General features: G+C 48.3%; 17 protein-coding genes. 11 read left to right on the forward strand and 6 right to left on the reverse strand.

Annotated elements, in window-relative coordinates; translation table 11 throughout:
- Nucleotides 1-130 precede the first annotated feature (130 nt).
- Complete coding sequence (gene malQ / locus EML15_RS02745) at nt 131-2,332, forward strand: 4-alpha-glucanotransferase (RefSeq protein ID WP_144273303.1); 2,202 nt, start codon at nt 131-133, stop codon at nt 2,330-2,332.
- 25 nt (nt 2,333-2,357) lie between these two features.
- Here malQ and EML15_RS02750 read toward each other — a convergent pair whose 3' ends face one another.
- From EML15_RS02750 to EML15_RS02760, 3 genes are read right to left on the reverse strand one after another with little or no spacing between them, the layout of a single operon-like run.
- Entirely contained in the window at nt 2,358-2,525 is a 168-nt protein-coding gene (locus EML15_RS02750; RefSeq protein WP_185967163.1) for a hypothetical protein, read from the reverse strand.
- 6 nt (nt 2,526-2,531) lie between these two features.
- Nucleotides 2,532-2,816, reverse strand: a complete 285-nt coding sequence (locus EML15_RS02755; RefSeq protein ID WP_144273304.1) for a hypothetical protein — start codon at nt 2,814-2,816, stop codon at nt 2,532-2,534.
- 5 nt (nt 2,817-2,821) lie between these two features.
- On the reverse strand, nt 2,822-4,876 hold the full coding sequence (locus EML15_RS02760; protein ID WP_144273305.1) for a M3 family metallopeptidase: 2,055 nt from the start codon (nt 4,874-4,876) through the stop codon (nt 2,822-2,824).
- Between EML15_RS02760 and EML15_RS02765 the strand changes: the two genes are divergently transcribed.
- Both EML15_RS02765 and EML15_RS02770 read left to right on the forward strand, forming a co-directional pair.
- Complete coding sequence (locus EML15_RS02765) at nt 4,875-6,431, forward strand: carboxylesterase family protein (RefSeq protein WP_144273306.1); 1,557 nt, start codon at nt 4,875-4,877, stop codon at nt 6,429-6,431. The genes EML15_RS02760 and EML15_RS02765 overlap by 2 nt on opposite strands.
- Nucleotides 6,432-6,436: 5 nt before the next feature.
- The gene (locus tag EML15_RS02770) at nt 6,437-7,414 is read left to right on the forward strand and encodes a phosphotransferase (protein WP_144273307.1); all 978 of its coding nucleotides are present in this window, start codon (nt 6,437-6,439) and stop codon (nt 7,412-7,414) included.
- Between the two features lie 37 nt (nt 7,415-7,451).
- On the opposite strand, the gene EML15_RS02775 is transcribed toward EML15_RS02770, so the two are convergent.
- The 3 genes from EML15_RS02775 to EML15_RS02785 form a co-directional block, all read right to left on the reverse strand.
- Entirely contained in the window at nt 7,452-9,122 is a 1,671-nt protein-coding gene (locus tag EML15_RS02775) for a hypothetical protein (RefSeq protein ID WP_144273308.1), read from the reverse strand.
- A 46-nt stretch (nt 9,123-9,168) separates the two neighbouring features.
- Nucleotides 9,169-9,873 (reverse strand): DUF3558 family protein, encoded by a 705-nt coding sequence (locus EML15_RS02780; RefSeq protein ID WP_185967147.1) that lies wholly within the window; start codon nt 9,871-9,873, stop codon nt 9,169-9,171.
- A gap of 138 nt (nt 9,874-10,011) precedes the next feature.
- Nucleotides 10,012-10,512: a hypothetical protein gene (locus EML15_RS02785; protein ID WP_144273310.1), complete on the reverse strand. Its 501-nt coding sequence runs from the start codon at nt 10,510-10,512 to the stop codon at nt 10,012-10,014.
- 146 nt (nt 10,513-10,658) lie between these two features.
- Between EML15_RS02785 and EML15_RS02790 the strand changes: the two genes are divergently transcribed.
- From EML15_RS02790 to EML15_RS02825, 8 genes are all read left to right on the forward strand, one after another.
- A complete protein-coding gene (locus EML15_RS02790) occupies nt 10,659-12,521 on the forward strand; it encodes an ABC transporter ATP-binding protein (RefSeq protein WP_144273311.1) in 1,863 nt (620 codons plus the stop codon).
- Nucleotides 12,522-12,589: 68 nt separating this feature from the next.
- Complete coding sequence (locus EML15_RS02795) at nt 12,590-13,717, forward strand: aminotransferase class I/II-fold pyridoxal phosphate-dependent enzyme (protein WP_144273312.1); 1,128 nt, start codon at nt 12,590-12,592, stop codon at nt 13,715-13,717.
- Between the two features lie 53 nt (nt 13,718-13,770).
- Entirely contained in the window at nt 13,771-15,204 is a 1,434-nt protein-coding gene (gene brnQ / locus EML15_RS02800) for a branched-chain amino acid transport system II carrier protein (protein WP_144273313.1), read from the forward strand.
- A 70-nt stretch (nt 15,205-15,274) separates the two neighbouring features.
- Nucleotides 15,275-16,291: an LLM class flavin-dependent oxidoreductase gene (locus EML15_RS02805; RefSeq protein WP_144273314.1), complete on the forward strand. Its 1,017-nt coding sequence runs from the start codon at nt 15,275-15,277 to the stop codon at nt 16,289-16,291.
- Between the two features lie 89 nt (nt 16,292-16,380).
- Nucleotides 16,381-17,967 carry an ABC transporter substrate-binding protein gene (locus tag EML15_RS02810; protein ID WP_144273315.1) on the forward strand — a complete coding sequence of 529 codons (1,587 nt, stop codon included), beginning with the start codon at nt 16,381-16,383 and terminating at the stop codon, nt 17,965-17,967.
- The gene (locus EML15_RS02815) at nt 17,964-18,908 is read left to right on the forward strand and encodes an ABC transporter permease (RefSeq protein WP_144273316.1); all 945 of its coding nucleotides are present in this window, start codon (nt 17,964-17,966) and stop codon (nt 18,906-18,908) included. Before EML15_RS02810 ends, EML15_RS02815 begins: the two co-directional genes overlap by 4 nt.
- A gap of 98 nt (nt 18,909-19,006) precedes the next feature.
- Nucleotides 19,007-19,759, forward strand: a complete 753-nt coding sequence (locus tag EML15_RS02820; protein ID WP_246847001.1) for an ABC transporter permease — start codon at nt 19,007-19,009, stop codon at nt 19,757-19,759.
- A 37-nt stretch (nt 19,760-19,796) separates the two neighbouring features.
- On the forward strand, nt 19,797-21,272 hold the full coding sequence (locus tag EML15_RS02825) for an ABC transporter ATP-binding protein (RefSeq protein WP_144273467.1): 1,476 nt from the start codon (nt 19,797-19,799) through the stop codon (nt 21,270-21,272).
- Nucleotides 21,273-21,297 lie beyond the last annotated feature (25 nt).

Below are 21,297 nucleotides of genomic sequence, written 5' to 3' on the forward strand. Positions count from 1 at the left end.
CGGCAGCCATACCAGAGAACTAAAACTGATGTTTTACTCATATTTTAATCATATTTGCCACCAAAACTGTATATTCTCGCTTATCGACGTGGCTTAGCACCAAGAATACAGCTATGGCACAATAGCGCTTGTGAGCTACCAAGAAACTCTGCATGAACTCGCCGCTACCTATCACATTGCCACTGGCTACCACGGATTTGGTGGCGAATACATAACCGCAAGCAACGATACGATACTAAAAATCCTCCATGCCTACGGAGTGACCTTTGACAAGGATACCGCTGCCGCAGGCGCCGAAAATTCTGCAAACTCTGACGCACCCACTGAAGATCAATTACGCCACGCAATCCAAGCACGCCACAACGCACTCTTTAGCCAACCACTGCCACCAGCAATTGTGGCCGTGGCAGGCGATCCTCATGTATTTCACGTACACGTTCACGATGGTGCCCCAGCCGACCTAGAGATTCAGCTAGAAGACGGCTCTCTGGCCTATCCAGAACAAATCGACAACTGGACTCCCCCACGCACTATCGACGGCATTACCTGGGGAGAAGCGTCGTTTAAGCTGCCTGTAGACTTACCACTGGGCTGGCACACACTTACGCTACGCTCGCATGAGCTTAGGGCGAGCGCTTTTCTTGTTATTACTCCTGAACGCTTGCATACTGCTGATACTTTCCTTGACAAACCCGCTCATGGTGTGATGGCACAACTCTATTCTGTGCGCAGCAAAAATTCTTGGGGAATGGGTGATTTTCATGATCTGGGTCAGCTGGCGCAACTGCTTGCCACTGAAGCAGAGGCAGATTTTTTGTTAATCAACCCACTGCACGCCGCCGAACCTTTCCCACCGGTGGAAGACTCCCCTTACCTACCCACCACCAGGCGATTCATCAACCCTATTTATATTCGGATAGAGGATATACCAGAATATCTCGACTTGAGTGAAGATATTAAAGCTGACGTGCATACCATCGCCAATGAACTTCGTGCCCTCAACCACAGTAGCGACACCATCGACCGTAACCGGATATATCAAGCAAAACTACAAGTGCTGCAAGAAATTTTCCATATTGGGCGCGCAGCGGCACGCGAACAAGATTTCCAAGATTTTATCACTGACCAAGGCGAAGGACTCAAAGAATTTGCCCTATGGTGTGCCCAGGAACATAAGTCACACCATGCTGACTCAGAAACTGGCGCCCATGCTTTGCCTGAAGATATCACCCAAACCGCCGAATTCTATATGTGGCTACAGTGGATTTGCGACCAGCAACTTGCTGCCGCACAATCCCAAGCACGCGACGCTGGGATGCGCATTGGCATCATAGCTGACCTAGCAGTGGGAATTCACCCAGGTGGTGCTGATGCCCATACATTAGCGTCGGTTCTTGCTCCTGAGGCTTCCGTGGGCGCTCCCCCAGATAATTACAATCAACACGGACAAGACTGGTCCCAGCCGCCTTGGCATCCAGAACGGCTTGCCGAGCAGGGCTATATTCCTTGGCGCGATTTATTGCGCACTGTCCTTGCCCATTGTGGTGGCATTCGTGTTGATCATATTCTCGGGTTATTCCGACTTTTTTGGATTCCGCGACTGCAACCTGCCGCAACGGGCATTTATGTTCACTACGATTACAATGCGCTTATTGGTATCCTCGCGCTTGAAGCCACACGAGCAAATGCCGTCGTTATTGGCGAGGATCTTGGCACATTCGAGCCGTGGATTCAGCATACTCTGGCTCATCGTGGCATCATGGGCACCTCTATTTTGTGGTTCGAGAGTTCTGAGCATCATCCAGGTCCACGCTATCAGGAAGAATATCGACAATTAGCGCTTAGTTCAGTGACCACGCATGACTTACCGCCTACGGCAGGTTATTTAGCTGGCACCCATGTTGCGCTACGTCAACAACTAGGTTTGCTAGGCGCAGACAGTGAACAATCCCATGCGGATCATGCACAGGATATGCACTGGCAAGCCGAAGTGCTCAACCGAGTTAAAGAACAAGGTGCTTTTTCCGGTTTAGCTCTCGACGCTACCGATTTCCATTCCCTCACGCGCGAGGAACGTGGCGATGTGGTGGATATTCTTGTTGGGTTACATCGCTTTATTGCTGCAACGCCTTCTGCCCTGACCTGCACAGCATTGGTGGACATGGTTGGCGATACTCGTATCCAAAATCAACCAGGAACCACTAAAGATATGTACCCTAACTGGTGCATACCCCTTAGCGATGCTTCTGGGAAAGCTCTTTTGTTAGAAGATCTTGCTGGTCTAGAACAATTTGCTCGCATAGCGCAGGCAAGTCGTCGCTTAGCCACATAGGTGCTACATAGGTGCGCTGACTGTTTTAGAGAAGACTCACAAGCCACGCGATGAAAACTACCGCAAGCAATAAATATAATGCCTGGGTAACACGTGATTGTGGGTATTTTCTCTTTTGTTTGGGTAGCTGTTGATCTTCTTTACGTAATTGTTCTGGGTTTGCCATAGTTGTATCGTTGTCTCTTTGTGTCACGGTAGCTCAGTCTTGACTTTGACTTTGGTCAAGATGAGGTGTGCGCACTTTTGTTTTTAATCCTGTTTTTAATCCTAGCCGTCGGGCTACGAGGGAAAAAGCCCGCGTAATCCAGGTGCCGCACGCGTCCACGCAGCGCAACCAGATCAATGCTAAAACACCACAGAGCGGCAGCACGATCATAAGCACCACAGGGCTTTGCAGCCATAGTGGCGCTGAGGTTAAAAATTGACTCAGCGCATCTACTCGCGCAATAAACCACTGATATGCGCCGCTTATCACCACACCCATATGTTTTATAGCGCCCCTGCTAACCCGCGACGGCGCAGCAAAGGCGTAATATCTTTTTCTCGTCCGCGTAGTGCAATAAACGCCTGGGTGTAATCATCAGCGCCACCACGAGAAAGAACCACATCTCTAAACCGCTGACCAGCTTGGCGCGCAGCGGTATCAGTTTCCCCAGTACCAGCAGCGCCTTGTTCTTGGAACCAATCAAATCCATCAGCGTCGAGAGCTTCTGCCCACAAATACGAGTAATAACCGGCAGAGTAACCACCAGCAAAAATATGGTTGAAGTATGTAGAGCGGTACCGCGGCGCTATCTGCTCTAGTTCAATACCTGCCGCCGCCAATGCTTCTTTCTCGAATTGTTCAATATCAGCAGCACTCAACTGTGCAGCTTGTTCGGGGCTCAAACTATGCCAGGCGAGATCAATAATGGCAGCAGCAAGGTACTCGGTGGTGGCAAAGCCCTGCCCAAATTGACGAGATTTTTCAATAGCGGCAACAAGCTCATCACTAATCACCTCACCTGTTGTGATATGGCGTGCATAGTTGCGCAAAATCACTGGATCAAATGCCCAGTTTTCATTGATTTGCGATGGGAACTCCACATAGTCACGGGGAACATTGGTGCCGGAGAAACTTGGATAGCGCACATTGGATAGTAGTCCATGCAATGCGTGTCCGAACTCATGGAAGAGCGTGGTGAGGTTATCAATACTGAGGAGCGCTTCGCTGCCGTCGGCAGGTTTTGTAATACCCATCACGTTTACTACCACGGGTTTGGAATCTAATAGTTGGGATTGATTCACAAAAGAAGACATCCATGCCCCGCCGCGTTTCGACGGACGGGCATAGTAATCCGTCACGAACAAACCAATACCAGTGCCATCTTCTTCTTTTACTTCCCATACTTCTACGCCCTCGGCATAACCTTTGAGATCTGGGCGCGGTTCGACGCTTATGCCATAAAGGCGTTGTGCTGCGTAGAACACTCCGTCGATAAGCACTTGACGCAGCGGGAAGTAGTGCGATAGTTCTTCTTCATCGAGATCAAAGTCACGAGCGCGAACGCGTGATTCCCAATATGGCCAGTCAGCAGCTGTGATTTCTTCAGAGGTTGCCTCGCTGAGGAGTTTTAACTCATGTTCTGCATTTGTGACTGCTGCAGGAGCAAGGTCATAGAGCAATTCACGAGCAGCACGAGCACTACCAGCTGTTTCTTCTGCAATTACGTAGTCTGCGTGCGTATCATAGCCAAGCAACCGTGCCCGTTCTGCGCGTAATTGCACCGTTTCTATCACCAACTGAGCATTGCTGGTTTTTCCTCGTTGCTGACTTGCCTCATAGAGTGCTGCACGTGCTTGATGCGTGGTGAGATTTGCTTGCTCAGACTGCACTGTTGGCAATTCAAGGGGCAACACATATGTACCGCTTTTACCTAAAGCTGCTGCGTCTTCCGCGGCAGAGGCAATTCTGCTAGGGCTTAGCCCTGCTAATTGTTCTGGATTGTCAAAAGATACTGCTAGTTCTTTTGTATCTTTGAGTAAGTTGCGTCCAAATTGGTCACTGAGCACAGACAATCTGGTGTTAATTTCTTTAAGACGCTCGCGTTGGTGTCCCTCTAATTGAGCGCCACGACGAGTAAAAAGGCGAAGTAAATGCTCATGCAAGCGTTCGGACTCTGCGTCTTGTGGTGGGGTTACTGCTGCTATGCGTTGGTAAAGATTATGGTTGAGGTAAATATCATCGTCATGAGCAGTAAGCGCAGGGATAATTCTTTCTGCTATTCCTTCTAATTCTTCGGTGCTATCGGTGGAAAGTAAATTGAAGAAAACATCTAGAGTACGGTTGAGGATTGCTCCTGATCGCTCAAAAGCCTCGACGGTGTTTTCCCATGTTGCTTCAGCCGGATTGTTAATGATGTCTGTTATTTCTGCACGCTGTTGTGCAATGCCGTGTGCAACAGCTGGCTCATAGTGGGAAGGGTTAATTGCTTGGAAATCAGGTAGTGCATAAGGCAACGTAGAGGGGCTAAAAAATGGGTTTTGTGTGTTATGTTCGCTCATGTTTATCTATGTTAGTGGTTTTATAGGGCTAGCACTTATTTTTGTTTTGAGCATTGCTATGATGGTGTCCATGCCGCCACATTCTGCTGATTCTTATCCCGATTACACCACTGCCCAGCGGGTACTCTGCCCTGCAGGCACGTTTGTTGGAATAAAACGCAATACACATGGCACGCGTGAAACACATAACTCACGCACTTCGTATGCCCAACATAGCGCAGGCAATACCCACAGTGAACAGCATTTTTACCCCTATATCAGCTATGGGAAACTCAGCAGCACCTATGGTGATGCGGTCTTGGCGAGCTATCCAGATCATAATGTTGATTATGGTGCTAATCAGGGTGCTGATCATGGTGCAGCAAGCGCCAGCACCACAACCGCAGTAGATACTACTATTCCTGGCTCTAGCTCCTCTTATGCCTTTCCAGGTCATGATTTGCAATTGAGTATTACTACGCCTGCCACTGTACAAAGCGGGGATGATTTACCAGTTGTGGTTTTTATTCATGGCGGAGCGTATGAGGGTGGCTCAAGAGAAGAACCGTGGTTTTCTGGCACGGGGTTTGCTGCACGCAATATCATTACGGTCACTATTAGTTATCGACTCAGTTTGGCTGGTTTTTTACCTTTTTATGCCGATACTCCTGGCCACTATCGCGGTGTTAATGACTGTTTGCTTGCTTTGGATTGGGTACAAAAGCATATTGAGGATTTTGGTGGTGACCCCACTAATGTCACGCTCATGGGACAATCGGCGGGCGCGGGAATTGGACTGTGGTTGTGCCGAAAAGATCACTATAAAGGAACTTTTCGACGTGCATGGCTTATGTCTCCTGCTTTTCCAGCTAGCAGCTTTGCCCGTCGTAAGACTCTGTTGCGGGCAAGCCTTGGTGTGCCGCTGACTCGAGAAGGTTTAGCAAAGCTAGCTCCAGAAAAACTCACGCGACGGTATCGTCGATTTCGCAAAATGTATCTGGATCTTACCGTGGGTCCGTATCCGTGGCAGCCATCTGAGCTGGCAGAGGTGCCTATTGTGTTGAGTTGCTTGGAGCAAGAATTTTATAATTTTGCTCCTGCTATCAAACTTGACCAGTCTCGCTATGGTGCTACTGCACCTGTGCGTGCTTTTATGCGCAGAATGTATCGGGTTGCACGACATTATCGTTGGGATTCTTATAAACAACTGCTCACTGATTTCTTTTTCCGGTGCATTATTGAAAAAACAGCAGCTGCGGCGCCGCATTCGACGTGGGTCATACAATACTCAGGAAGTGATGCTGCTCCTGGGGTGCATTGTGCAGATATACCGTGGATATTTAATTCTCAAGCAGAAATCGCTGGAACTTCCTGGGAGTTGTTACGCGATCCTGCTCAGGAATTAGTTTCGAGTTCTCATGAGCGTGCAGTGCGGTTTATTCGTGGTCATAAACCTGACTGGAACCCCTATGGTGAGTCAGCTCAGGTCCTTTCGGTTTCTTTGGCTGATGCGCACGCCACACTTGTTGCTGACCCTTTTGCACACTTGCGTGGTGTGTTCCGTAGAGATGAGTAATTCAGATGAAAAATCCTTTTAGTAGTGCACAGTGCGGTGACTTAATCGCGGCACTGTGTAGTGGAGATATTCCAGATGGGGTGCAGTTACATGGGTGTGTTCCTGATGAGTTCGGTATTGTTTGCACTCAAGCTCTAGATGTTGAGCAAACTAATGACTCTTTTGTGGTTAGAGCTGATCAGGCGCGGGCACCTTATCCTCGGACTATATGGAAATTTTATGCGGATTTACCTGATGGTTTGAGTCCTGAGGTGGTGTTGCCTCAGTTCATCACGAAGCATATCCCTACCTTGGTGGGCTATATGACTTACTCTCTTGATGGGAATACCTACACTCTTGGTATTATTACCGAGTTTCTTGGCACGGCACAGGATTGTTGGTCTGCGATTCATAATGATTCTATGCGTCCACGTTTGCTTGCGCGGAGTGCTGAGCTGGGGACTTGTCTTGGTGAGATTCACCAAGAACTATTCCGGAACTGCCCACACTCACATATTTCTGGTGTTGCTCTCGCCAATCAGCTCAATGTTCGACTTGATGAGTTTGCCCAGGCTAGTGAGCTCATTTCTCCTTTCGTATCATCAGCACGTCAGCTGTATAACCAGCTTACTCAGGTAGCAACGATTCCTACCCAGCGTATTCATGGCGATTTGCACTTAGGACAGATACTCTCTGATACTTCTGGTTTTTATTTCCTCGATTTTGAGGGCGAACCAGGCTCAGACAACACAGTCCTTGATTCTCCACTGCGAGATATTGCTGGTATCGCGCGTAGTTTTCATTACGCTGGTCTTGAGTTCCCACAACACGAGTTCTTATCTGGATATCGACAAACAACTTCCTACGAAACACTCAATGACATGGTGCTATCTGCCTATATTGTTGATCGGTTCTTATATGAAGTTATTTATGAGCTTAACCATCGTCCTGATTGGGTAGAGCGCCCATTATCGAGCGCTCATTTCATCCCTGTGCTGCGTTAACCATTGGTGCCGTTGTTTTCCTTAACAGTGCCGTGAGTTAATTTCTTACCCAGGCACCAATCACTCCCGGAACAACTCCTTCGCGTTTTCCTATGAGTGCCGCAATGTTGTCGTCAACCTCTACCTCAGTGATAATCCCTTTGGGCTTTTTATTGGACTTGGCGCTTGAAGCAGCAGATTGCATTGGCATTCCTCCCATCATATTTGCCCCGCGTCCTTGTGCTACTGCCTGCATTGGTGGTGCAGAGTTACTTGCCATAGCTGGCAATGATCCTGCACCTGAGCCCGAACCTGACATATTCATAGCCCGTAATGCTGACGTACCTGCCAATTGCTGAGGTAACCCGGAAGTACCACTTGCAGAAAGTGATCCTGCACCACGTACACCACCGAGTGTGCCAAGACCTAGTCCAGCAGATGCTAAGGCTGCTTTCCTGTTGGCGCTTTTAGCATTGTGCGCTGTATGACTGTCGTGCGAAGTAGTTGTCGAACCAAACTGACTATGTCCGCCTAATCCACTACTTGCACTGCGTGTAGCAGTATGACCTGCTAACTCTGAGCCACCATGTGTACTATGAGCAACTGGATTAAGTGCAGAGTTCATAGCTGGTGTGCTCATCGCGTTGTGAGAAGATAGCCCCTGCGGTGATGTAGGCGCAACACCAGAAGTGGGTGTTGCTGATCCAGCTCCAGTGTGCGTATTTGTTGCTGCTGGATTGCTTGCGATATGCGCCATTTCAGCATTATTGAGTTTTGCTGCTTGCGCATCAATTGCGTTGAAATTACCTGCCCCGGGTTGTGCGGCTGCGCTATGCGTGGCCACTGGTGCACCTGTGGCACCTAACCCAGATGTGTTGGTCCGCCCCTTGCCTGCAATGGCATCCATGCCAATCTCAGTACCTATTCCCCCACTGAGTGCAGCATTGTTGACCATGAGATTGTTAATCTTTGGTACCGCTGCAGCGACATAGCTTGCCAAAGAAGCCTGCATTTTTGCAAGATAACCTTGCTCTACTGCTTTACGTTCTACCGGATCAGTGATCGCCTCTATCGCTGGTAATGCTGCCGATACTTCACTGAGCATGGCTGCTTTAATCATTGATAGTTTGTCTACGTCACTGGCTAATATCTGAGCATTGGCTGCAAAGAATTCACCTTGCGTAGCCATCTCATTGATTCGAGCTACTGCTCTATCAAATACAACACCACTATTTGCTGCTGCGATTTGTCCTGCTACGCCACGTAGCTGAGCAGCGACTTGTGCACAATGGTTACTCATATTTCTCCATGTAGTGCTTGCTGCCACAACATCAGCATCATTAGTTGCCGCCAACGACGCTGCTAGTGCTTCTATTGATGTTGCTGGTGCTACTACTGGTGGTGGGAAAAAGAAATTCTCGAAACGCGTTGGTGGACGCATTGGGAAAAGAGCCGCCTCTGCACCAACACTGCCACCCTCATCAGCAATATCCATTGCTCGCCCCATGTAGCTATTTTGCCCTGTTAAAGCTCGCAATGTAATACGAGCATTCTTGCTCAACCAAGAAAGCTGCTGATTAAAAGAGTTTAGAATCGTTTGTGCAGAACCAACGCCACCATGCAACACCATAGCGTGCCCAGCACCTAACTGGTCTAATCCAGATACGCTTGAATAGCCGCCTGAGATTGTATCTATATCGGAAAAACCAATCCCAGTTGTAGAGGTCATTGCTAAAACTATCAAAGTGTTCGTTGCTGCCCCTAATTCCTTTATGTCAAGCAATAGATCCATTGTTCCCCCACTTCATTAGATATATTTGTCTCAATGTTCGTGCTGCCATTGTGCATAATTCTTCGTTTCCGACTTCGGAATGAATGCCTGAAGCATACGCAGCATAAAGACGACCATTAGGCGTGGCTATACTAGCCATACATTGCTCAGGTGGCCCCTGGAGCAAACTAGCATACGCCCCAACCAACATAGGGTCTGTAATATCCCATACTCTTGTTGTCTTTTCTTCCACCATCTCTCTGCTAGAGGTATCCACTCCCAAAACAATAAGATATTTACTCACACCTGATACATCTATATCGGGAGTATCAGAATCAGAAATATCTTTTTCCTGTGATCCAAATGAACATCCGATATGTGGATACTTATGTTCTCCTTCATAAACTTCCCCCGTAAATTCCAGCCCCATCTCCCTAAACTGTTCCGTCGAAAGCTCGGCGCAGATATTGACGTAGTGAAAGTCGGGGGAATCTCGGTCAAAAGTTGCCACAGCGGATGTCGGTTTCCCTGATGTTGATGTGACTACCGATGTGGCAAGTTTTGACGAAGCAGCAGCTTTCCCCTCCTCTTTGCTGCTGCCTGCGGTAGAACATGCGCAAAGCACAAAACATATGCTGCACAGCATGAACATACTGTGCAGCGTTATGCCCAGGTAACTGCGCATATCCTTTTGCGTTGTAAAAATCATGAACATTCCTTACTCTTCTTTTTAGTGTGCTGCGTAGTAGACACAGTTCACACTCAAAAAGAAATAGACGAGTAGAAACGCAAAAGGGTTCCACGGGGCTAAAAGAGACGACTAAAAGGAAAAGTCGCAGGTAGCACGCTATGCGTTGTTGAGGTCACCGGTGAATCTAAGATTGCCAATGCTAAAGGTAGCGTCGTAAAGGCTGCCATAGCTGGTGTCAAAAGCAAAGGCTAGGTTAGTCGACGCGTGGGGACCAAGTGGCAGGTCAAGTGCGATAGTTCCTCCAGATACCCTCGAGGCTTCTGAGCCAGAAATACTTAAGGTTGGCTGCCCAAGTGCATTTGGCGGCAGTGGAACATCATTGTTGTTGGTAATAAGCACATAAACAAAGTTGCCTCCGCCTTCTTGGTTATACCCTGTTCCTTGCAGCTCTACTGAGATATGGAGTCCAGGATCTTCCGTAGGCTTTGTAAAATCCGTTACGGTAATAGGCTCAACTGGTTGGGCAACAAACGCTGGCGCAGTGGTAGTGGTCGGTGCTAGTGAGATTTCTGAATTAGCAGTTTTTTGTTCATCACTACAGGCACTTAACGTCATGGTGGCGATAATTGTCACAGCAGCAATGCTCTTTTTCTTCATTGATAATTCCTTTGTCTAACTAGCTCAATATCCACAACAATGCAGCCGCAACGCAGCGCAGTAGGCAACATGAGCGTATTGTTTTCTTCGTTACTATGATTCTAGCTTGTCTTAAGAGTTTAGAAAGTTTCGGTGTTTATTGCATAATGGGTTCGATCACAAGAATTTTACGCAGCGCAAAAACCTTATGGCCTTATTATTTGGGAGTGATAAGCAGCGCAGTTATTATTTCGCTTTTATCATTGCTTATTCCTTTTATTTTGCGCGATGCTACAGATACGATCGTCGAAGCGCTCTCCGACAAGTCGGGTAAATCGGGGTGGGCTGAGGCAAAAAGCCATCTCATGGTGCTTGCTATTGCGTTGCTCGTAGCCCAATTATTAAACACTATTTTGCGCAATGTGGGTGGATACATTGGTGATGTTATGGCTGCACGAATGCGTCAGATTCTTTCTACGAGGTATTTTGCGCAGCTTTTGGGAATGCCGCAGCGTTATTTTGATAATCAGGTAACTGGTACGATCATTGCGCGTTTGGATCGGTCTATTTCTTCCATTACTCAAGCATTGCAGTCGATGGCTAATAGTTTCTTTCCCATGCTTATTACCCTTGGCGCTGTGCTAGGTATTTCGGCATGGTACTACTGGCCTTTGGCTTTGCTCCTTGCCGCGATTATCCCGATTTATATGTGGCTTACTTCTTTGACCAGTAAACGCTGGCAGAGTACCGAGAGTAAGAAAAATGAGCAGATTGATCTTGCCGGGGGTCGGTTTGCCGAAGTTGTTGGTCAGATTAAAGTTGTGAAATCTTTTGTCTCTGAGCTGCGCGAATTAGATACTTTTGCGAAGCGCTATCGCCATACGGTGAACTACACCAAGACGCAATCCTCGTGGTGGCATCTTATGGATGTGCTGCGCGGCGGAGTGATGGATGTGATTTTCTTCGCTATCTATCTCATGCTGTTCTTCCGCACTCTCGAAGGCGCGTTTAGCCTGGGCGATATGGTGTTGTTATTGCAGTTGGTGAATATGGCGCGTCAGCCTATGACCATGATGAGTTGGGTGGTTGATACCACGCAGCGAGCGATTGCTGGTTCCAAAGATTATTTCGAGGTTATGGAACACAATCTTGAAAATACCGTCAACAAAGAAATTGCTGCTGCTACTCAGGCTTCCGACGTTCCACAGCTGAGCACCCATAAACCAGAACAATTGCCAGAAACTGATATTGCTTCCGATGTCATGATTAGCTTCGATAATGTCAGTTTTTCCTATGAGAGCAACGAACCGGTACTGAACTCGATTAGTTTTCAAGCCGCCAAGAATCAACGTATCGCTTTGGTCAGTGAATCAGGTGGTGGAAAATCTACGATTGTTAATCTTCTCCTTGGGTTGTATCGTCCGACGTCAGGGCAGCTCATGGTTGCTGGCCATGATGTGAGGCATCTTTCAGCTGAGCAATTGCGCGCCAATGTGGGTGTGGTATTCCAAGAGGCATCATTATTCTCGGGAACGATTTTTGAGAATATCGCTTATGGTCGCCCTGATGCGTCGCTGAACGATGTGATTGCCGTCGCTAAGCGAGCGCATGCTCATGATTTTATTTCTGCTTTCCCCGACGGCTATCACACTGTGATTGGTGAGCGCGGTTTGCGTTTATCTGGTGGGCAGAAGCAGCGCGTCTCCATTGCACGAGCGATGCTCAAGGATGCGCCTATTTTGGTTCTCGATGAGGCTACGTCAGCGCTCGACGCAAAAGCAGAGATTGCGGTACAAGCAGGTCTTGATGAGCTGATGGTGGGCAGAACAACGCTTATCATTGCGCATAGGCTTTCGACCATTGCCGATGTGGATACAATCATTACGCTAGATAAAGGCGAGGTTGATGAGATTGGCAGCCCTGCTCAATTGGCTCACACTGGCGGTATTTATTCTCAGTTATTGGATTTGACTTTGCATAGTAGTGAAGAGAACAAAGCCAAGCTCAAGCGCTTTGGTTTTCACGGCTAAAGAACTCTAAGGAGTTCTAAGGAACTTAAATAGACTAGACGGTCTAATACTGGTCTAGTATGGAGCCTATGTTATTTCCAAGTTATGCAGAATTAAAGAATCGTCGCACGTTAAAGTGGACTCGCTACCCTGATGATGTTATCCCGCTGTGGGTAGCCGAGTCTGATTTTAGCACTTGTCCAGCAATTACCGAGGCTCTTGCACGTGCCGTGGAGCATGAGAGTTTTGGTTATCCACCTGATAATGCGGGTATTGCGGCAGCAACGGCACAGTTCTACCAGGATCATTATGGTTATCCAGCGCGCCCGGAGTGGATCTTTCCGGTGCCCGATGTGGTACGTGCGTTGTGTATCGCGATTGAGCATTTTACCCGCAAAGATTCTGCTGTTATTATTCCGGTTCCTGCTTATCCACCATTTTTCCAGTTGCTTTCGACGACCAACCGCGAAGGCGTGTTTCTCGACGCCAGAGATGGCATTGATTTAGCTGAGGTAGAAGCTGCCTTCCAACAAGGTGCAGGGGCGATTGTGCTGTGTAATCCTTTTAATCCATTGGGGTTTGTCTTTAAGCAGGATTATCTCGTTAAGCTCTGTGACCTGGCAGCGCGCTATGATGCTCGAGTTTTGGTTGATGAGATTCATGCCCCACTGGTGTATGAGGGCACGCATATTGTCGCAGCTGGTGTTTCTGACACTGCGGCTCGGGTGTGTATCACAGCCACTGCAACCTCAAAGGCATGGAATACTGCTGGGCTTAAATGTGCACAGCTTATTTTCTCTAATGCTGAGGATGTACGCACGTGGAATGCTCTTTCCCCTATTGTCAAAGACGGTGTTTCTACTTTTGGTCTGATTGCTGCCGAGGCTGCCTATACGCATGGGCGCGAGTTTTTGGCTGAGGAATTGGCTTATCTGGATGCTAATCGACGCTTTTTGGTTGAGGAATTACCTCGTCGTTTCCCTGGTATCAAATTATGTGCACCGGCAGCTACTTATTTACTTTGGCTTGATTTTTCCGATACTGTTGTCCCTGGCAATCCGTCTGAGTTTTTCTTGGAAAAGGCAAAGGTCATGCTGAACGACGGTGAGTGGTTTGGTGAGTTGGGCAAAAATTGCGTTCGCCTTAATTTTGCTACTTCCCGTGAGGTTCTTGACCGTGCTCTTTCTCGTATGGAAGAAGCAGTACAAGCACTATGAATGCCATAGTGCGCACACCTAATTTTTATTCTTTGTTACTCTAGAAAATTTTTATGTCCCACAAATCTTTATTCGCTAAAACTAAACGACATCGTCTCGCTGTACCGCCTTCGGCATTGGTAGCTATTTCTCTTATGCTCTTTTCCATGTTCTTTGGAGCGGGAAATCTTATTTTCCCGCCCGTCGTCGGGGCTGGTTCGGGAGATAATTTCCTGCCCGCTACCATTGGATTCTTAATTGGTGCCGTGGTGTTGCCTGTGATTGCAATTATTGCTGTTGCACTTTCTGGTAGGGATATTCGTGACCTCAGCGCACGTGGCGGCACAGTGTTTAGTGTGTCATTCGCGGTGGCAACTTACCTGGCAATTGGAGCTTTTTATGCGATTCCGCGCACTGGTGCCGTGAGTTTTTCGATGTCGATAACACCTGTTTTTGGTCTGGACTCAACGCTTGCGTCGGTGATTTTTAATGTGTTGTTCTTTGGCGCAGCTCTTGCCTTAGCTTTTAATCCCACCGGTTTAGTCGATCGCCTGGGTAAGTGGCTCACCCCTGCCCTGTTGGTTTTGCTGGGAGTGCTCATCGTCACGGCTTTCTTTCAGTTACCGGGTAGCTCTGCCATAGCCACCGAAAAGTTTGCGCAGAATCCTTTAGCCGTAGGCTTGCATGAGGGGTATATGACTATGGATTCGCTATCAGCATTGACTTTCGGCATTCTGGTTACCTCGGCGCTGCGTCATGCCGCTTTAGAGAACTCGTCAGCTATTAGTTCTCGGGAAATTGAGGCTGCCAGCGGCCCAAGTGGCATTATCGACGCTGATGATATTAAAGAACCCACCAATTTAGTGCGTATGTCTACTATTGCGGCTCTCATCTCTGGTTCTTTGCTCGCCGCTATTTATGTGGGTTTGGCTTTCATCGGGCACAATATCCCCGATGGGCAAAGTTTCGACGATGGTGCCGCACTCTTGGCACAAGCATCATATGCAATGCTTGGTCGCCCTGGTCAGATTGTCTTAGGGGCAATCGTATTGCTCGCGTGCATGACTACTGCGGTCGGATTATTAGCAGCAACGAGTGAGTTTTTTCACCGACTACTGCCGCGTTTTTCTTATCGCACCTGGGTCATCAGCTTTAGTCTGATTTCTTTTATTGTGGCTTCTTTGGGGCTTTCCACAGTGCTCACTATTGCAGTTCCTATTATTTCTTTCCTCTACCCCATTGCAATTAGCATTATTTTCCTTACTATCGTCGATAAGCTCTTCCCTGTGCTTCAGCTTCACTATGGTTTTGCGTTTGCGGTGTGGACTGCAGCGATTTTTAGTGCGCTGAGCATTGTAGTTCCTCACTATGTTGCTTGGGTACCATTGTCCGCAATGGATCTGGGCTGGATTATGCCGGTTCTGCTTGCTGCTGTCATTGGTACCGGGGTGGATTATCGACGCGGGACTGTTCTTTCTAGCGATCGCGCTAGGACTAGCCGGGAATAAAAGGCGTTGCTGCTGCGTTGTTCTGACAGATTACCGTGCTATTTATCGCTTCTTTTGCTAAGGAAAAAATATGTCAGAACAGTTTACTCGCGCCCCTTTATCTATTTTGGACTTTGCCATGATTTTTGATCATGAGCGCCCAGGTACGAGTTTCCAGCGTTCAGTAGCATTAGCACAAGAGGCGGAAAAGCTCGGATACCAGCGTATTTGGTATGCCGAGCATCATAATATGTCTTCTATTTCTTCTGCCTCCCCCGCGGTGCTTATCGCACATATTGGTGCGCAGACAAATAGTATTCGGTTAGGCGCTGGTGGGGTTATGCTGCCTAATCATTCTCCTTATGTTGTTGCTGAACAATTCGGCACCCTTGCTGAGCTTTATCCTGACCGTATTGATTTAGGTTTAGGTCGCGCCCCTGGTACCGATCAGCTCACACTTGGTCGTGCTTTACGACGCTTACCTGATGCTGCACAAACTTTCCCGGATGATGTGGTTGAGCTGCAGAAATATCTAGCTGATGAATCGATTATTGATGGGGTACGCGCTGTGCCTGGAGCTGGTACTCATATTCCGCTCTATATTCTCGGTTCGTCGCTTTTTGGTGCTGAGTTGGCTGCTCGTCTTGGTCTACCTTATTCTTTTGCTTCGCATTTTGCCCCTGATTTGCTGGAGCAAGCAGTAAGTTTGTATCGTGCACAATTCCAGCCACAGCGCTCTGGGGATAAGCCATATGTTATTGCTGCTGTCAATGTGTTAGCTGCGCCAACAAGTGCCCAGGCGCATGAGCGCTTTGTGCAAGTACAACGTGCATGGGTGCGGAATATGGCATCTCGTGGACGTTATCTTAATGATGTGCAGCTCGATCAAGTTATGGATTCCTATGCTGGTCGTAAAATTTTGGACATGATGCGTTATACCGCAGTAGGAACTGCGGATGAGGTTCGAGACTATTTAGAAAAATTCCAGCGTCATGCGCAGGCAGATGAGCTGATGATTTCTTTGCGTGCACCACGCTGGCAAGACACTATGGAATCATTGCGGTTATTGGCCCAGGCATGGGAATTAAACTCTATAGACACGCTATAGATACTCGTGTAGACACGCGGTAGCTGCACCAATGGCTACTATCACCCCCATATTTGTGTCATGTCGCCTAGCGCAGTTACCCTACTGTCATGCTTGATAATGAGCAGCAGCATGGCAAATTGTGCTCCGTTTTAGTGCTTTTAGCAGTATGTTTTCTCAGTGCGTGTTCCGCTGGGCATACTGCTGTATCTACAGTCCCATCAGACACACAACGCACATTGACCATTGGTGCTACTGCTGCTCCTGCTTCTTTGGATTTCACTACCACCGCTGGTGCTGCTATTCCCCAAGCTCTCATGGGTAATGTGTATGAAGGTCTTGTGCGTATCAATCAACAAGGAACGCTCGAACCCCTGCTTGCGCATAGTTGGGAAGAAAATGCCCAAGGCACAGAATATATATTCCATTTAGTAAAGAATGTGTTTTTTAGCGATGGTACAGCTTTTAATGCTCATACCGCACAATTTTCCATTGATCGCGTACGTTCTGATGCCTGGACAAATGGCTTAAAAACCAAGATGTCTGTTGTTGCTCGCACAGAAGTAATTGACGACTACACCTTAAAAGTAGTGCTCCATTCTCGATCTAATTCTTGGTTATGGAATATGGGCACGGCCATTGGCGCTATGATGTCCCCTTCTGGGATCGCAACACTGGCTACCGACCCTATCGGTACTGGTCCTTATACCGTCACTAATTGGTCGGTCGGGACGTCGATAAGCTATAAAGCACGTCAAGACTATTGGGGGGCTCCCGCTAAGGCAAAGACTGTATTGCTGCGTTATTTTGCTGATCCTATTGCATTATCTAATGCGATTCGTAGTGGGGATATTGATATTGCTTATGGTTTGCAATCACCGGAGCTGCTTGAGTTCATCAAACGACAAAAAAACTTGGACATTTCTGTGGGGTCTACTCAAGGTGAAGTCCTACTCAGCATGAATAATAAGCGTGCCCCTTTTAATGATGTTCGGGTGCGCCAAGCGGTACTGTATGGTGTGGATCGTCAAGGAATTATCGACGCAGCCTGGGATGGTTTTGGTGTTGATACTGGAGGCACTCCTGTGGCTCCTACTGATCCTTGGTATGTAGGCAGTTCACCGTACTCATTTGATCCAGCCAAAGCACGAGAGCTCATGCGCCAAGCTCATGCATGGGGTGCCAAAATTACTATTTCAGTGCCGTCCTTGCCTTATGCGCAAAATATCTCCGAAATGTTGTACTCGCAATTGCGTGATATTGGTTTTGATGTGTCTATTGAGTCCACTGAGTTCCCCGCTGTATGGTTAGCAAAGGTAATGAAAGGAAAAGATTACGATATGTCGATTGTGGCTCATGTGGAACCGCGCGATATTCCGACTCTTTTCGCCGACCCTCATTATTACCTTGGCTTTGATAATAAAAAAGTGCAAGATGTACTGCGAGAAGCCGATCAGGCACCAGCAGCAGATTATAACGCACTCATGCAAGAAGCAGTATCAGAAATCATGAATGATGCAGGGGCAGATACCTTATTCAATTTGCCGAATATCGTCGTTGCACGGCGCTCAATTACCAACATTCCCATTAACATCGTCAGTGACGGCTTAGCCTTTGCCGGAATTGATACCGGAACTAATCCCCGAGTTAGCACCCACGCGACCCCATCCACAGCTGCTCATGAGGAGCAACAATGAAAACCATTGCGCTCACCTTAGCCCGCTATGGACTCACCATATGGATAGCAAGCCTCATCATTTTCATTGCCCTACGCATTGTTCCTGGTAATCCTGCACACATTGCTTTAGGAATTAACGCCTCCCCGGAGACCATAGCTCAGCTAGAACATTCCCTAGGGTTAGATCGCCCCCTGACCGTGCAATATTTTTCCTGGGTCATTGGGCTGTTAACTGGTCATTTTGGCACCTCACTTACCTCCGGTACTGATATTTCTCCACTGGTATTCGACCGCAGCGCCGTGAGCCTCATTTTGGTGCTTAGCTCCATGTTCTTTGCTTTAGTAATTGCTCTTCCTGCAGGTGTGTGGGCTGCGTGGCGTACGCAGCATATCGACGGAAAACTCATCGGGGTTTTTTCTCAACTTGGCATTGCCATCCCGAGCTTTTTGGCAGCGATTCTCCTCGTTGCCTTGTTTGCCATCAAACTCAGTTGGCTACCCCCCAATGGCTGGGTAAGCCCTGATAGTGACTTCTCTGGGTTTTGTGCCAGACTCATCTTGCCGGTTTTTTCCTTAGGAATTGTGCAAGCTGCAATTATGACCCGCTACGTGCGTACCGCGATTCTCGACATCATGCATGAAGATTTTATGCGCACCGCCAGAGCAAAAGGATTATCTGCCTTGGGCGCATTAAGAGCTCATGGATTACGCAATGCTGCATTATCAGTGATTACCGTCTCTGGGGTGCAACTGACTTCCTTGATAGTGGGCGCTGTGGTCATTGAAAAAGTTTTTGTCATACCTGGTCTGGGCACAATGCTACTCAACGCGGTCAATGGTAGGGATCTCATTACGGTGCAAACTATTGTTATGGTGTTGGTGGTCTTTGCAATAGTCACCAATGCTGTCGTTGATCTACTGTGCATTCTCATTGATCCGCGTATCCGAAAGAAGGCATAACAATGAGCACCCCCACGCCTCAAGCATTGCAAGCTCCTAAGGCATTACGCGGAATTTCTGCCACTGGATATGTCGGTCTGGTCATCGTTATTGGCATTATGAGCACCGCCATCGTGTCTTTCTTTTGGACTCCCTATGATCCACTCCACGTCGATCCAGCACTGCGGCTAGCTGCACCGTCATGGCAGCACCTGTGTGGTACAGACCGCTATGGTCGTGATATTTTCAGCCAACTTATGGTGGGGGCTCGTATTACATTATTCGTCGGAGTAATAGCAGTTGCCGTTGCTGCTTGTTTCGGTATTCCTTTGGGGATCTATGCAGGTATGCGTCGTGGGCTTGCAGAAATACTTATCATGCGTGGCGCTGATCTTTTCCTCGCTTTCCCGGCTTTGCTCATGGCAATTATCGCCAGTGCCATCTTTGGCGGCTCGACGCTCACCGCAATGATTGCCATTGGCATAGCCAGTGTGCCTGCTTTTGCTCGAGTGTGCCGCAGCGCCACCTTGTCGGTTATGACTCGCGACTTTATTGCAGCAAGCTATAGTGCAGGAAAAAGCAATATGCACGTAGCGCTACGTCATGTGGTGCCGAATATCATGGGAGTCATTATTGTTCAAGCCTCTATTGCTTTTGCCCTTGCTATTTTGGCTGAGGCCGGACTGAGTTTCTTAGGTCTAGGCACTGCTCCCCCGACTCCAAGCTGGGGAAGAATGCTCCAAGCTGCTGGTTCTTTTTTGAGTTCTGCCCCGCACCTAGCTCTGGCACCAGGAGGTGCCATTGCAGTGAGTGTCCTTGGGTTTAATCTACTCGGCGATGGTCTGCGAGATAACAATGATCCACGTGCATAACAACAAGAAAAACAACGAGGACACCAAAGCAGAGCACATGACTATGCCATGCGTGCTGCGTGTGGAAAATCTCAGCGTGCTTAACCAAGTGCACTCTGTGTCTTTTGATATTCATGCTCGGCAACGCCTGGGGATTATTGGCGAATCCGGCTCAGGTAAAACCCTCACTGCCCTGGCTATTATGCGGCTTATCGACGCCCAAGGCAGCATTATCTTCGACGGAAAAGAACTACTCACAACCGAAGAAAAGCAGCTGTGTGCCATCCGAGGCAATCGCATAGCAATGATTTTCCAAGAGCCTATGACTGCGCTCAACCCACTGATGAGCGTCGGAAAGCAAATTGTAGAAGCAGTGCGTATCCATGCCGGACGGACTATGAGCAGGCGCACTGCCAAGCGTATTGCACTGGAATTACTCAGTGATGTGGAATTAGGCGCTGAGCTTTTTGGGCGTTATCCTCATCAGCTCTCTGGTGGGCAGCGGCAAAGAATTATCATTGCGATGGCACTGGCGCATAGACCTCAGCTGCTTATCTGTGATGAGCCTACTACTGCCTTAGATGTGACCAGCCAAGCGGCAATCATGCAGCTCATCGACTCGCTAGTGGACAAGTACGACATGAGCCTCTTGTTTATTACTCATGATTTAGGTCTGGTGGCCCAGGTATGCGAGCAGGTGCTGGTCATGAAGGATGGGCAGATTGTAGAACGCGGTGATACCCACACTGTGCTTCATGATCCACAACATTCTTATACCCGTATGCTTGTCTCGGCGTCTATTCTCGATCCTGCGCCCGCACATCAACCAAGTAAACAGGTGCTTATTGAGTTGCGTGATGTGGCGAAAAAATATAAGCACACGGTGGCAGTCGAGCAAGTTGATCTCACAGTTCATGGCGGCGAGCGGCTAGGTATTGTGGGTGGGTCTGGATCTGGAAAAACCACTACACTCAAGATGATCGCAGGTTTAGAAAAACCCAGCTCAGGTGCTGTGCATATTCATGCGGATTTTCAGATGATTTTCCAAGATCCGTTTGGCTCACTTGACCCTCGTATGCGTATCGAACACATTATCAATGAGACTTTGCCCACCCCTGACCGAGATAGAGTCGCTGAAGTACTGCGTGATGTAGGGCTCAAACCAGAACATATGCACCGTTTCCCCCATGAGTTTTCCGGGGGACAGCGCCAACGCATTTCCATTGCGCGTGCTCTCGCCCCACGCCCACGCATTGTGCTTGCCGACGAACCAGTTTCTGCACTCGACATTTGCGTGCGCAAAAAAATTCTTGACCTGCTCAATGAGTTGGTCACTGAGCATAATCTCACTCTTGTGTTTGTTTCTCATGACATCACTGCTGTCCAGGCATTATGCAATGATCTTGTTGTGATGCATCAAGGCAGGATCGTCGAACAAGGCGCAGTTGCCGACGTGCTTGCCAACCCACAACACTCCTACACCCAAGCGCTTATCGACGCAGTACCACGCCTTCACCGACGCACCAGATCATAGCCAGCTCCCCCTAGTTTTTCTCAGC

It is taken from the genome of Corynebacterium sp. sy017 (genome assembly GCF_017918135.1).
Taxonomy (GTDB): Bacteria; Actinomycetota; Actinomycetes; order Mycobacteriales; family Mycobacteriaceae; genus Corynebacterium.